Origin of the sequence: Enterobacter sp. 22466 (genome assembly GCF_052044775.1) — a bacterium.
In the GTDB taxonomy this organism is placed as follows: Bacteria; Pseudomonadota; Gammaproteobacteria; order Enterobacterales; family Enterobacteriaceae; genus Enterobacter; species Enterobacter dissolvens.
The window spans coordinates 1-13,554 of sequence record NZ_JBQENX010000022.1 but is presented as its reverse complement, the minus strand read 5'-3'; the positions used below and the strand labels follow the sequence as shown (position 1 = coordinate 13,554).

Genomic DNA, 13,554 nt, shown 5'->3' with positions numbered 1-13,554 from the left:
TACTCCGCGATGCGAACTGCACCTTAAATCAGGCGTTGTAAAACTCTTCGACCCGATGACACCAGAACTTCTCCGGGCGCTAATCCGCGAAATGAAAGGTGGTGTCCGATGATAACGCTACCCACCGGCACCAGAATCTGGATCATCGCTGGCATAACGGATATGCGTTGCGGCTTCAACGGACTGGCCTCGAAGGTGCAGAACACGCTGAAAGACGATCCGTTCTCCGGGCATATCTTCGTGTTCCGTGGTCGCAGTGGCAAAATGGTGAAAATCCTGTGGGCCGATCGCGACGGGTTGTGTCTCTTTGCCAAACGCCTTGAGCGGGGCCGCTTCGTGTGGCCGGTGACCCGTGAAGGGAAAGTACATCTGACGCCCGCCCAGTTGTCCATGCTGCTGGAGGGTATCGCGTGGCAACATCCAAAACGGACGGAACGGCCTGGTATACGGATATAACCCGTGATAAAACAGGGGAATGAATACCACGCTCCCCGACGACATCGACCAACTGAAGGCCCTGATCCTTGCACAGCAGGCCGTTATCGAACGCCTGTCCGCCGAGATAACCGGCTATGGCCGTGAGATATCCACGCTCACGGCACAGATAGCCAAACTTCAGCGGATGTTGTTCGGGCGAAGCAGCGAGAAAAACCGCGAGAAAATCGAAAAGAAAATCGCGCAGGCAGAAAAACGGATAACCGAGCTTCAGGAAAAACTCGGTGCTGTACAGTCACAACTGACCACTATGGCAGGCAGTGCTGTCGATAAGATCGCCAGCGCCCCGGGCCGCAAGGCGCTTCCGGCCACACTTCCCCGCGACAGAAAGGTCATCCCGCCACAGGAAACAGAATGCCCCGTCTGCAGCGGGAAGCTGAAACCACTGGGTGAAAGCGTCTCCGAACAACTCGACATCATCAACACCGCGTTCAGGGTTATCGAAACGGTCCGGCCTAAGCTTGCCTGTAGCCGGTGTGACGGTATCGTGCAGGCACCGCTGCCGCCGAAACCGATCGAGCGCAGCTACGCCAGCCCGGGCCTGCTGGCCCGCATCATCATGGCGAAGTTCGCCGAACATCTGCCGCTGTACCGCCAGACGGAGATCTATGCCCGACAGGGCGTGGAGCTGAACCGCAATACGATGGGGCGCTGGGTTGATACCATGGGAGAGTTGTTACGTCCGCTGTATGACGAGCTCAACTACTATGTGCTGATGCCGGGTAAAGTGCACGCAGACGACACGCCGGTGAATGTGCTGGAGCCGGGAAGCGGCAAAACCCGCACCGGACGTCTGTGGGTGTACGTTCGTGATGATCGTAACGCCGGATCAGTGATGCCGGCGGCGGTGTGGTTCTCTTACTCGCCGGATCGCAAGGGCATCCACCCGCAGCGACATCTGGCGGAGTACAGCGGCGTGCTGCAGGCGGATGCGTATGCGGGTTACAACGCGCTCTACGAAGGCGGGCGGGTAACCGAAGCGGCCTGTATGGCGCACGCCCGGCGCAAAATCCACGATGTTCACGTCCGCCACCCGACGGCTGTTACCACGGAGGCGCTAAACCGCATCGGTGAGTTATATGCCATCGAGTCGGAGATCCGCGGGAGCCCGGCAGAGGAGCGGCTGGCGGTCAGGAAAAGCAGAACAGTGGCACTGATGCAGTCGTTGTATGACTGGCTCCAGTTACAGATGGCAGCGCTATCGCGGCACTCAGACACAGCGAAGGCGTTCGCCTATATGCTGAAACAATGGGATGCACTGAATGAATACTGCCGCAATGGCTGGGTGGAGATAGACAATAATCTGTGCGAAAACGCGCTGCGGGTGGTGGCGCTGGGCCGCCGGAACTACATGTTCTTCGGTTCAGATAATGGTGGCGACAGTGCGGCAGTGATGTACAGCCTGATAGGCAGTTGCAAGCTGAATGGCATCGAACCGGAAGCCTGGTTGCGGCAGGTGATAAGCGTCATCAACACCTGGCCAGCCAACCGTGTGAAAGAGCTGCTGCCCTGGAACGTCACCCTGTCTGTAAACTAATTTTTACCCTACGTCCTACACGGGGCGCTTACCATCAGGTAAATAAGCCCGATAGCAAGTCACATCGTTTGTCCCGGAATTCATCGTTCGCGTCCATCAATATTCAGATGGACGCGATTGTTACCAGACAGGACAATCTTCTCAAGACGTCCTTCACGGGGCATTTACCAATATTCTGTGTCCATTATCCGGAAAAATAGTGGACATTATCGTTACCCGGATGAGTCAGCTTATCCAGACGTCCTTGGTGGGGCGCTTACACTGCAGCTGGAGTCAGACTGCTGTCAAATTAGTGAGAGTATTCTCGCTTCTTTATGGCATTTATCCTGTCTGATTATGGTCTGGAAAATATGATAATAAAAACGAACAAAGAGCACTTCTTTGCATGCTTGGAAGCATGCTTGGAAGAATTAACTTGAAAAGTTATACAAGGACTTAATAACAAATGAAACGGGTATTTCAAAAAGCGGCACTGGCTGCCCTGATTTCAGGGACTGCCTGTCATGTCATGGCGGCAGACAGCACCACTCTGACTGTCAGTGGTACTATCACCCCGGGCACCTGTGTGCCAACCCTGAGCCAGTCAAATGTGGATTTTGGTGCCATTTCGACGGCGGACCTGAATGCGGACAGTACAAAACAGACAAATCTGCCTTCACAGGTGATTCAAATGTCAATTCACTGTTCGGCCCCGACAAATGTTGCGATTATCGGCCATGACAATAATCCAAACGTCGACGGGTACGCTACCAAGATTGATAATGGTAGCGTGTCTCTTGGTCTTGGTGAGGTTTCACCAGGTGTTTCCATCGGTGCCTGGCGGGCTAGGGTTGGTCCTTATGCCGGGCAGGCACACGCAGACGGTGCAAATGTTGACCTGTTAGTTCAGGGTGGTTCTACATCCGGGGCATGGGTTAAGACTTCTACCGCCAGCGCCCTAGGTCATGCTTATTCGGGTCAGCTGGAATATGTTACCTGGGCACAACCCGGTGAGCTGACGCCTCTGGCGTCTACGGATGTGACTGTGCCTGTGGATGTTCAGGCTGCAATCCGCCCGACCTCCGAACTGGGCAGCGTTTCTGATACCGTTAATTTGCACGGTTCACTGACCATTGACCTGGTTTATCTCTGAGTTCTCTGAAGATTTAAGTTATTCATCACAATGCATGAATAAATGAACAGCGGGCGGTGATATACCGCCCGTGGTATCTATAAATTATTTTTTGTGCCGTGAGGGTATTATTTATTTTATCTGTCGCGATACAAAAAATAGTTTCCGCATGCAGGCGAACAGTGACCTTATTTCACTGCGGATGGCTGCGCATATTCTATGAGGTATCTTTATGTCTTATTTCCGCCGGGCAACCGGGGCACTGCTGGTGTCAGCGTGTCTGGGCATCCCCTTTTTCTCATCCGGCACCGGCATGGTGCCGGACACCACGGTCGTCCTGCTGGATGAGGCCGCCCAGGGGGGCACCATTAACGTCAAAAACACCGATACGGGTCCGGAGCTGCTGTACGTGACTGTCCGCGACCTGAAGGATGACCCGAGACCGCAGGTGATTGTCACCCAGCCAATTTCCCGCGTGGAGGCCGGCGGCACCCAGCAGGTCCGTTTTGTGCTCACCGATAAAACCCCCCTGACGGTGCAACATCTCAAGCGCGTCACTTTTGAGGGTATTCCGGTAAAAAAATCTGGCAAAAACGAACTGAGTATGACCCTGCGACAGGACCTGCCGCTGATTATCAGTCCGAAAGGACTGGCCGACGACGTGGCTCCCTGGAAACGCCTGACGTGGCGTGTACGTGGTCAGCATCTGGAAGTGAACAACTCAAGTCCTTATGTGGTACGCCTGTCACAACAGGTGCAGCTGCTGCCGTCAAAGCAGAGCGGGATGCTGGACAAGACCTATATCCTGCCGGGAGAAACGCTGAATATCAGCCTGAAAACACCATCAGCACTGGCCGGTAGCACGCAGGTCAGGTTGTTTCCGGCCACCCGTTATGGCTTTCAGGCCCAGGATTATACGGCCCCCCTTACCGCAAGCACTGCCGGTAATAAATAGGGCGCCCTTTGCACCCGGTGTATTCGCATTCAGATATCATCATGATACTAACATTCAGACAGCCCTGTTGGCTTTTAATCTGGCTGCCCGTCAGCCTTGCCGTCAGCGGCATGGCATGGTCCGCGCAGCCTGCAAACGATACTGCTGACCAGTTTGACACCAGCATTCTCAAATCACGCGGTATCCCGGCAGACGTGGTGAACTATTTTTCGCAGGCTCCGCGCTTTATGCCGGGAGTTAAGCCAGTGCGGTTGTCGGTTAACGGTGACGCGCGGGGAACCGTGTCCGCGCGCTTTGGCAGTGAGGGTCAGTTGTGCCCCGATGCGGCGCTGCTACGCCAGGCGGGGCTGAAGGTGCCGAAGGAGACTCAGGCTGATGCTAATGGCTGTTACGACTACGCACTGGATTTCCCCGGGACTTCAGTGACGCTTTCTCCGGGCGAGAACAGGGTGTCCCTGGTCGTGCCGCCGGAGGCCCTGGAGCGCCAGAGCAGTATCCCGGGCGGTTACCTCGAAGGTGGAACAGCCGGGTTGCTTAACTATAACGCCTTTGCCACCCGCAGCCGTACTGGTGGGCGCAGCACCGATTACACCCAGGGCACCTTTATCTCCGGTCTGAATATGGGGGACTGGCTGATACGCAGCAGCCAGCTGCTCAGCAACAATAACGGCAGCATGGCGCTGGATACGCAATATACCTATGCTCAGCACACCTTTGCCGATACCGGCATGATGCTGCAGACGGGGCAGATAAACCTGGCAAACACGCTGTTTGCCAGTGCACCTGTTCTGGGTGCTCAGTGGATACCGGATTCAGCATTGAGTACACAATCCGGCAATAATGATGACGGTATCACCGTCAGTGGTATCGCCCGCACGGCTCAGGCCCGGGTTGAGATACGCCAGGCCGGGGCGCTGATTTACTCAACGCTGGTGCCTGCTGGTCCTTTCACACTGACGAAAATTCCGGTACTGAACGTCCGAACCGACCTGGATGTGACGGTGGTGGAAACGGACGGGAGCAGGAATCAGTTTACCGTGTCATCAGGTACGTTTGCCGGTAGCGGGCTGGGCAGCCCATTGGGCTTTGCGCTGGCTGCAGGCCAGGTCCGTGACACAGGCTCCCGGTATGGTGACCCGTGGTTGCTGACCGCTACTGATGGCTGGAAAGTAAAGTCTTATCTGAACACCCGTGCCGGCGGCATGATGGTACAGAATTACGGCTCGGTGGCGGGCGGGTTGGATATTGTACCGTGGCCGGCACTCACGCTGTCGGCCGATACATTGAGTGCCGCCGACCGAAACCACCATGTTCAGGGCAATCAGTTTACGCTGTCGGCTAACTACCGCGCGCCGCACAATCTGAGCTTCTCCTTCAGTGGGACGCAGAATACGCCAGGATTTCGTGACCTGAATGACGCTCTGCAGGACGACGGGCACACCGGGTATGACAAAAACAGCTGGAATATGACGATGGGATGGTCGCAGGACTTTCTGGGCGCATTTTCTCTGGGATATGCGCGTACGCAGGGATTTGATGCAGCCAATGATACCCGACGGCTTATCACTTCCTGGCGCAGGAACTTTGGTGGGGCATCTGTTTCGGTGAACTGGCAGGGTCAGGTGGGGGGGAATGGTGGTGGTGACGGAACCACAGTGCGTAACGACAACGATATCTTTTATGCCAGTGTGAGTATCCCATGGGGGGAACAGAGCGTGAATACCTATGTCCGCAATGATGGCACAGGGTCCAGTACCGGCGTACAGACCAGCGGCAGGCTGACCCCCACGCTGGACTACTCGGTGTCGGCGGACCGGGATATTGACCATCATGCCAGCAGTATTAACGGCAGCCTGAACAGTAATCTGCATTATACCCGACTGGGTCTCAATGCCGGAAGCCATGGTGACAGCCAGCAAAACTACGGTGCCTCGCTGAGCGGCGGTATTGTTGCCCATCAGCATGGCGTCACCTTCTCACCCTCACCGGTACAGGAAACATTTGGGGTGATTGATCTCGGCCGGAACGTGAGTGGAGTCGCGGTATCCACCCCGCAGGGGACGGTATGGACCGATGCGTGGGGCCAGGCAGTCGTGCCATCGTTACCGGCATACCGCACCGGGCGGGTGGAACTTGATGCCGCCACGCTGCCCAAAAACGCCGATGTGGATAACGGAACCCGGATGGTGACTGCAGGGCATGGCGCGGTACCGACGCTGAACTTCGCGCTGTCGAGCGTACGTCGCGGCATGTTGCACGTAAGCCTGCCAGATAACGGTTTACTGCCGCGTGGCGCGGTGATTGTTGATGCACAGGGAAAATATGTGACACAGGCCGTTGCGGAAGGGGTGGTATTCCTGGCAGACCTGAGCCAGACCGGGGCGTTGTATGCAGAACTGCCCGACAGCCGGCGCTGCAGACTGATTTTCCAGGCGGGACCGGAGGAAAATCTGACCGATTATTATGAAACACTGACTGCCGAATGCCAGTCGGTTATGCAGTGAGGAGGTACAGATGAGAAGAGTAATCACGGTGATAGTCTGTATGCTGGCTGGCCTGGCGGGAATGCCGGCCAGCGCAACAGCACCTGACTGTCAGGTGCTGATGAGTCAGCAGCAAATTGATTATGGTGCCGTGACGGAGGCGCAACTCCAGGCTCCTGCCGGGAAATACCCGGCAGGACATGGCTGGGGGGCACTGGCTGCCCGGGACCTGACGGTGACCGTGGTTTGTCCGCAACCCGGTCGCATCCGGCTCTATTTTGACGGAGACAGCGCCAGCAGGGGGCTGTTTCGTTATGGCGAAGAGGGAGTCGTGCGGGTACAGGCCTCATCCGCGGTGATGGATAATCGCCCGGTGCGGCTAAGGCGCGTGACGGCGGGGGGGGAACAGGTTGTGCGTGATGCCCTGAACATCCACGCCGGAGACGGACTGAGCCTGGTTGACGGGCATGAGGTCAGTGGCAAAACGGCGAGTATACAGCTGACGATAATGCCCTGGCTGAAAAAAACGGTATTGAGTCAGCGGGAGCGTCTGCAACTGCTGGAAAATATCCGGATACGGGTGGAGACTCCTGATGCCGGTAATGTGCCAGCGCCATAAGCCAGGAGAAAAGGGGCTGTCAAATAACATGTCGCTGGCGTTTCCGCTTCGCGAAGAATACTGATGATCTGTTCGTCGGAAAAACGCTTCTTCATGGAGATGTCCTCATATGGCTTATGAAGACATTACTAACATCGGGGTGTATTAATCAACGGGGAGCAGGTCACAACTTTACTGACCCGGCGTAATACTTCATCAAGACTTAGTTTGCCATCCGCGTTAAGGTCAAGCTCAGAGAAAGTGTCTTCCAGTGACTTACGCATAATTATAATTTCTGTTTCTATATTCGTAATGATTTCTTTATTCGCAATAGCTACTTTAGAGAGGTCGCCCTCGAATAACTTCATTGTTTCTGATATAAACTCCTCTCTGGTAATAAAGCCATCATTATCAGTATCTGTACGTGAAAACATATCACGCAATTGCGCTTCAGTCATATATGCTCCTTACCCACTATGGGTATGTTGTGTATTGATATTAATTTGCAAGTACCGATATTACCTTCATAAGTATAGATGAAAATATTGTCACTGCATTTTTCAACTGCCTGCATTGTTCATCATGATGACAGCACAGACAAATGAGTTATCTTCTGTAAGAGCAGAGTTGTCGGGCAAGGCTGATATCATTCAGTGAACGACCTGAACGACCTGAACGACCTGAACGACCTGAACGCTAAAACGGTAAGAGACCTTCCAGGTAACAAGCATTAATCTTAAAGATTCATGTCAGAATATTATCATTGCCGGGTGGTGCTTTCTGCCACTGCATCCGTTGGGATCTGTTTGTTTAACTGCTGCCATCTCGCCATGTCACTGTCCTCCGTAAATCCGTATAACAGCAGCCAGCCCGCAGCCAGGGCGGTTCTGCAAAAATTATGCTGCCATGCGCTTAATTTATCCTGTTCCTGCGGTGAAATCAGCTCTTCACCAACAGCGTACCGGCGCAGGACAGGCCGCCCCTGAGCCGGTGCGTTTACTTACGGTAAAGCAGGTACCGTTATGATTTTGCTGCTGTAAACTTCACATCACTGCAGCTGAAGAAGGTTTCATGCGGACCTTCATCACGTTCCCATTGTACATACAGCAATGTCTGCCGGTCGTTGACGCGGTCGGCCGGTATTTTCACTTTAAGCTCATAAATGCCGGGATACCTGTAACCGGATTTTTTGTTCTTTTGCTGTTGTTCGGGAGGAACAACCACCTGTGGTGGGGCAAGCTTATCCAGGTCGGCCCATTTCAGGACATCCGTACTGGCATTAAACGTGGGTTTTGCCAGGTAAACTGTCCAGAGACTGGGTTCATGTACCGCTGTAGCCTCATAGGTTAATGTCGCGATGCCATCCTTCACGTCAACGGTGCTGACATACCAGTCCGGGTGAGGTTGATCAATGCCGGTAAAGTTCTGTGGACTGCCGGTATCCGTGCCGTTCTTACCCGCTGCGCACAATGAGCCGTCGGGTACTTTATCTTCAGGCGAGGCGCCCGGATAAATTCTGGGAATAAGCCGGCCATTCATTAAACATCTGGTTACGTTGCCATGGTTCCAGATCCGGATTGTATAAATAGGCATTTTTACAGGCTGCATTCGGGATCTCGATCCCCCCCGGAGGGGACTCAAAGTGGCCGTCATTTTTGCACTTAAACTGACGGGCCACCGGATTTAAGGTCGCGCCGTGATGTGGTACCGGCGACCGGGCACCGTTTTCATTCGTGTTTTCTGCATATACCGGCGCGGTAAAGGTCAAAAACAGTCCGGCCAGGAAAACAACGTTATTATTCATAGATACTCCTTAATTACAGTCGGTTACAGGGGAAGAAACGGTCAGAGACCTGATGGTGCGCATTCCACTGCGCACCTGTCCGTTGAGGAGTAATCAGCCTGCCGATTTCACGCTGATGCCGGTAATGCTGAAGTCGTTACCGTCACCGCTGGCCTGATGGCTGAAGATTTCAAGCAGGTTATCGCCCGGGGCAGCGGTGAACTCGCCTGACAGCGTGACCCATTCGCCTTTTTTAGCCAGTGCGGTCACCGGCGTGATATCCTGGCCCGCCACCCTGAGCGACAGTTCTGGCACCACCTTATGGTCATTGTCCCGGCGGGCATGAACACTGAAGTGATAGCGTTTCCCCTGCTGCAGCTCCGTGTAATGTTTATAGAGCAGCACGCCATTGTGCGTCCGGCCTTTCACATTGGTGGTCGGGAAACGGATCAGGGTCGCGCCACCTTCTGTGTAAAACTCATGTTCCGGGGTGGCCGGGCCAAACTGCCAGTTATTCAGCTGGTTATTAGCAAAATCGGTTTTATCCAGGAACGGTTTCGGTAGTGGCTCCGGACTAACCGGAGGTACCGGAACGTCCGGGACCACCGGAGTCGCTGGCTGGGAGGAGGGTTGTCTGTGGTGTTCGTGGCACTGGCATGCGTGTTTTTTCTCGTTACCAGTACAGCTATTACCACAGACATCAATCAATGACTGAAGAACACCGGCAAGCGCGTTAACCGCCCGGACAATCTCAGGTGCCTGTGCGCACAGGTGGCTGTCTTTAGCAGGGGGGCTGGCCGGGGATTTTCCTTCCAGGGCATCCGCTTCGTCTTTTTTGCCCGCAATGCTGTCGTGTTGCGCAACCTTACTGGCACAAATGGTGGTTTTCAGTACCGTTGCAAAATCGGCGACCCCGGAAGTGTAAATATAGTGTTCACCTCCCGTACGAAGCGCAAGGCGTTTGTATTCCCGGATCATGGCTTTTTCGTCTGCCGGTGTAGGGTACGGCAATGTGCTGTGAGGTGTTCCCAGATAGGTGTGAATTTTGACATTGAACTGCAGTGCGGTGGCAATGGCGTCGTCACATGCTTTGATACGATCGGCATCCAGGGTCATTTCCCCGCCCTTCAGGCTTTCGTCTCCCAGAACGAAGACATTCTTTTCAGCACCGTCACGCCAGTCAAAAAATCGGATCACATCTTCCGCAGCAGGCGCGACATCCTCCTGCGCCGGATTTCCCTCCTTGATGTGTTCCCTGCCTTTCAGGGCGGCCGGACTGGCGCCCGCCTTTTCCGTCAGATACTGACGAACAGTGGTGGTAAATTCCGTACCGGAAAAACCACCTTCAATGCCGAGAAATTCCGTCCGTAAATCTGAAGGACAGGCTTTTCTGGCTTCCTCAATTGCTGCTCCCAGCTGTGCGCTGAGAGCTTCCGCTTCATCCTGCATGGAAAGACTGCTGTCAATGATAAAGACCAAATCAACTTTTTTATTGTCCTGTTCGCTCATTTCAGGGGCTCCATATGAGGTCATATTCCTGTTAACAGACAGGGAGGACCGCTGCTCGTACGGCCTTCCCGCAGACGTTCAGCCGAAAACAACCAGCCGCACGTCATAACCACCGGTGTTGTTGGCATACTCTGATGCCGTGTTTGTATCGTTAAAGATAAATGAGAGTTCACCGTCAGCCGGTACTTCCCAGCCGGTTCCTCCGCTGCCGATACCGTGGAGATGTTCGCCTGCTTTGATGATCAGTTTCCCTGCCACCGCCTCCGGCAACACAAACGTCGGGTCCGGTGTTTGTGCTGACGGGTGCTGGCTGTCACCATCAGGCCCGAACCGGCGGCCACGGCTGTCATACTGGGCTGTACCGGCCGCAACCAGCATCACGGTATCTCCCTTGCTCACCGCTACTCCGGTTCGTGTCCAGTCGCTGCTGGTTGCAGGGACATGACCTTTCCAGTCAGCCTTTTTCACCCCTCCTTTTTTCTCATCCGCCACGGTGTAGACATCGACGCTGAACGCGCCGCTGTTATCCCGGTGAGAGGAGTCACTCACGAATAAAATCATCTCTCCGGCTTCCGGTACGGCCCACTCGTACACACCGCTGCCGATGTCATAGCTTTTCCCGGATGCACTGAAGCGGGCTTTCAGCACCTTGTCCGCTTTCGTGATCAGGCCTTCTTTGACCCTGCCGAACGGTGCGGCCAAAGCATATTCTTCCCTGCCATATTTAACCCATCCCTCAGCAATGATGCTGATTTTTTGTCCGACCTTAAGACTGAGCATTGTATTAATTCCTTCAGATGCCTTTGCATCAACACTTCCCGACCACGCAGGTGACGCTGTCATAAAACACTCCTGTACTATGGCTGACTGAAATTATTCAAAAGTCAGATTAAATGAATAATGAGAATATGAGTGGCAAAACCCTCTTCATTTATGAGGATATCAGCGCACGTATTAAGCCTAGAAATAAACAGGCAGGTCATCAAACAATAATTCAGGTATTCACTGCACGGTAACGGCTCATCCTGCGCCCGGCTTTGTTTTATAAAATTGATATTAGGAATAATCTCAGGTCGCCATGCTCTATTTCCCCATAATCAACAACCCCGCCAGGTATTTTCAAAAGGCAATATTTGTTAACAACCATGTTTTTACGGTGGTTAATGGGTGTTTAAGTCAGCCATATCTTTCAGGGGTTATAAAAAAGCACTGCACAGGAAAACGGATGGTAATCACGCATCATTGGCCTCCGTGATTAATCATTATTACGCGTTACGGATAACGCCATTCAGGAGGAATTAATTCTCGGTGATGTAAATATCGGTTTGCGTGAGATTATTCCTAATATTTAACTGTTGTTTTTCAAATTAATCAGATGGTTAGATTTTGCGCCCACTGAGAGTTTGATTTTTTCGCAGAGCGTTATTTAAATAAATGCATTATGCTCCTCTTGGTGCATGAATAACTGCCATATACCAGGGGTAATATTCAAGCATTGTATAAGAACCGGGTAAGTAAACATCACAGTGTGTGCATTACAGCGCTGGTGAAATATTACCGCATCATCATGAAGCAAGACTTAAATAAAGCATCCTTTAAATCAGAGAAGGGAAGACACCATGACTGTCAAACCAGACTGGACCGGAGATGTACCTGCAAATGCACCTGAAGGTGTCAGTACGGATATTCAGGTAAATGCAGGACAAGAAATTACTGTCCTCGCATCCGGGTTCATTAAATACGGTAAGGAAGAATATGCCCTGGCCGTACCGGATGGCCGGATAAAAGAGGGGCTGCAAACCAGGGCGGATAATGTTCTTAAGGCCCGCTTCAGTACATCCGGCAAAGGATATACTATCGGAAATGGGGTGTATAAATGGGCTGCTCCCGAAAGCGGAACGCTGCATCTTTATATTGCGGACACACCAACGGGCTATTCTGATAACACCGGCAGCTTCAGTGTCAGTGTGTATAAATAAAGCATTATCTCTCCTGAACTGCAGGAGCAGCCTCCGGCTTCCGGAGGCTGAACATACCGCCGTCTGCCCTGCAGATAAAGAAGTACTGCCGTTAAGGGCAGGATAATTAACAGGACATATCACATGACAGGGAAACGTATCCGTCATTTACTCTGGCTGTCCCCCGGGAGGGTCTTTTTCTGCCTGATGATGGTCAGTGTCGCATCCGGCGTGCCGGCTGTCTCTGTTCTGCATTTTTCCACAGAGGACGCCTTTCTTGCCGCGTTAGCCCTGTTTCTTATGGCGTCCGTACCGGTCTGCCTGTGGCTTCACAGGCTGTCCCTGGCACGCCAGCGCCGGCAGAACTGAGCAGTTACCGGCCTCCGTGATACGGAGAAACGAAAGCATTTATCCGGCGTGCCCCGCACCTCGTGCAGGGCACGTTGCCTGAAACTGACTGTGAAACTAAACGAATTAAGGAGCCCGCTATGAATTCTGCTGCTGTATGGTCTGGTGAAATTGATGCAAAATCCCCGGAGGGAAGCCCTACCGGTATTGTGCTGAAAGCCGGAGACAGATTTTCAGCCGGTGCCAGGGGCTGGGTAAAACGGGGAAAGGAAGAATACACTCTCGCAGGCCCTCAGGGTGTGGCCGGGAACAGTGACAGTGCCGTGGTGCTCAAGGGGCGGATTGGTGACACGGAATTTGTGGTGGGCAATTACCTGATTGACTTCCCGGCTCCAGCAGAGGGAGAGCTGACGTTCTTTGTCTCTGACGGTAAGGGCAAATACACCGATAACAGCGGCAGTTTTCAGGTGGAAGTGTTCCGGCCGCGCGGTGAAGCCCCCCGCTTTGAAGATCTGACGGATTTTTCCGGTGATGACTGGAATGGCTGGAAAATGGGGGAGGCCACCACCCGAGCAGACCTGGTGAACGGCCAGTGCAGGGTTCTGCAGCTGAAGACCTATCCGGAAGAAAAAAATGCCGGTACCGTGGTCAGTAAAACGTAAGCGTTAAGTGAGCGCCGTATTGACGGCTATTTATTGGTGAGATCTACGTTCCATGGCAGCAGTTCGGCCACTTTGTTGCTGGGCCACTCCGGCAGTACGCTCAGGATATGGCGAA

General features: G+C 53.5%; 14 protein-coding genes and 1 pseudogene. 10 read left to right on the top strand and 5 right to left on the bottom strand.

The genetic code is table 11. The annotated features are described in order from the left end of the window. The 7 genes and pseudogenes from ACTJJI_RS25870 to ACTJJI_RS25840 form a co-directional block, all read left to right on the top strand. Positions 1–112 (top strand): annotated as a pseudogene (locus ACTJJI_RS25870) (IS66-like element accessory protein TnpA); the annotation flags it as partial. Next, the gene (gene tnpB / locus ACTJJI_RS25865; RefSeq protein ID WP_000631725.1) at positions 109–456 is read left to right on the top strand and encodes an IS66 family insertion sequence element accessory protein TnpB; all 348 of its coding nucleotides are present in this window, start codon (positions 109–111) and stop codon (positions 454–456) included. The pseudogene ACTJJI_RS25870 and the gene tnpB, both read left to right, overlap by 4 nt. Positions 457–475: 19 nt before the next feature. After that, a complete protein-coding gene (gene tnpC, locus ACTJJI_RS25860; protein ID WP_440656224.1) occupies positions 476–2,032 on the top strand; it encodes an IS66 family transposase in 1,557 nt (518 codons plus the stop codon). 445 nt (positions 2,033–2,477) lie between these two features. Next, on the top strand, positions 2,478–3,164 hold the full coding sequence (locus ACTJJI_RS25855) for a DUF1120 domain-containing protein (RefSeq protein ID WP_440656222.1): 687 nt from the start codon (positions 2,478–2,480) through the stop codon (positions 3,162–3,164). Positions 3,165–3,375: 211 nt separating this feature from the next. Beyond that, positions 3,376–4,098 carry a fimbria/pilus chaperone family protein gene (locus tag ACTJJI_RS25850; RefSeq protein ID WP_440656220.1) on the top strand — a complete coding sequence of 241 codons (723 nt, stop codon included), beginning with the start codon at positions 3,376–3,378 and terminating at the stop codon, positions 4,096–4,098. 41 nt (positions 4,099–4,139) lie between these two features. Next, on the top strand, positions 4,140–6,602 hold the full coding sequence (locus tag ACTJJI_RS25845; RefSeq protein ID WP_440656218.1) for a fimbrial biogenesis usher protein: 2,463 nt from the start codon (positions 4,140–4,142) through the stop codon (positions 6,600–6,602). A gap of 10 nt (positions 6,603–6,612) precedes the next feature. After that, a complete protein-coding gene (locus ACTJJI_RS25840; protein ID WP_440656216.1) occupies positions 6,613–7,200 on the top strand; it encodes a hypothetical protein in 588 nt (195 codons plus the stop codon). A 128-nt stretch (positions 7,201–7,328) separates the two neighbouring features. Here ACTJJI_RS25840 and ACTJJI_RS25835 read toward each other — a convergent pair whose 3' ends face one another. From ACTJJI_RS25835 to ACTJJI_RS25820, 4 genes are all read right to left on the bottom strand, one after another. Beyond that, the gene (locus ACTJJI_RS25835) at positions 7,329–7,637 is read right to left on the bottom strand and encodes an EF-hand domain-containing protein (protein WP_440656214.1); all 309 of its coding nucleotides are present in this window, start codon (positions 7,635–7,637) and stop codon (positions 7,329–7,331) included. Between the two features lie 562 nt (positions 7,638–8,199). Then, entirely contained in the window at positions 8,200–8,787 is a 588-nt protein-coding gene (locus ACTJJI_RS25830; protein ID WP_440656212.1) for a lytic polysaccharide monooxygenase, read from the bottom strand. Positions 8,788–9,076: 289 nt separating this feature from the next. After that, a complete protein-coding gene (locus ACTJJI_RS25825; protein WP_440656210.1) occupies positions 9,077–10,471 on the bottom strand; it encodes a carbohydrate binding domain-containing protein in 1,395 nt (464 codons plus the stop codon). 78 nt (positions 10,472–10,549) lie between these two features. Further along, on the bottom strand, positions 10,550–11,314 hold the full coding sequence (locus ACTJJI_RS25820; protein ID WP_440656208.1) for a LecA/PA-IL family lectin: 765 nt from the start codon (positions 11,312–11,314) through the stop codon (positions 10,550–10,552). Between the two features lie 776 nt (positions 11,315–12,090). Here ACTJJI_RS25820 and ACTJJI_RS25815 point away from each other — a divergent pair. The 3 genes from ACTJJI_RS25815 to ACTJJI_RS25805 all read left to right on the top strand — a co-directional run bounded on the left by ACTJJI_RS25815 (position 12,091) and on the right by ACTJJI_RS25805 (position 13,439). Further along, complete coding sequence (locus ACTJJI_RS25815; RefSeq protein WP_440656206.1) at positions 12,091–12,450, top strand: LecA/PA-IL family lectin; 360 nt, start codon at positions 12,091–12,093, stop codon at positions 12,448–12,450. A gap of 123 nt (positions 12,451–12,573) precedes the next feature. After that, positions 12,574–12,798, top strand: a complete 225-nt coding sequence (locus tag ACTJJI_RS25810; protein WP_440656204.1) for a hypothetical protein — start codon at positions 12,574–12,576, stop codon at positions 12,796–12,798. A gap of 119 nt (positions 12,799–12,917) precedes the next feature. Then, positions 12,918–13,439 (top strand): LecA/PA-IL family lectin, encoded by a 522-nt coding sequence (locus tag ACTJJI_RS25805; protein ID WP_440656202.1) that lies wholly within the window; start codon positions 12,918–12,920, stop codon positions 13,437–13,439. Positions 13,440–13,465: 26 nt separating this feature from the next. Here the strand turns inward: ACTJJI_RS25805 and ACTJJI_RS25800 are convergent. Beyond that, a partial coding sequence (locus tag ACTJJI_RS25800) for a hypothetical protein (RefSeq protein WP_440656173.1) occupies positions 13,466–13,554 on the bottom strand: 89 nt, incomplete at its 5' end.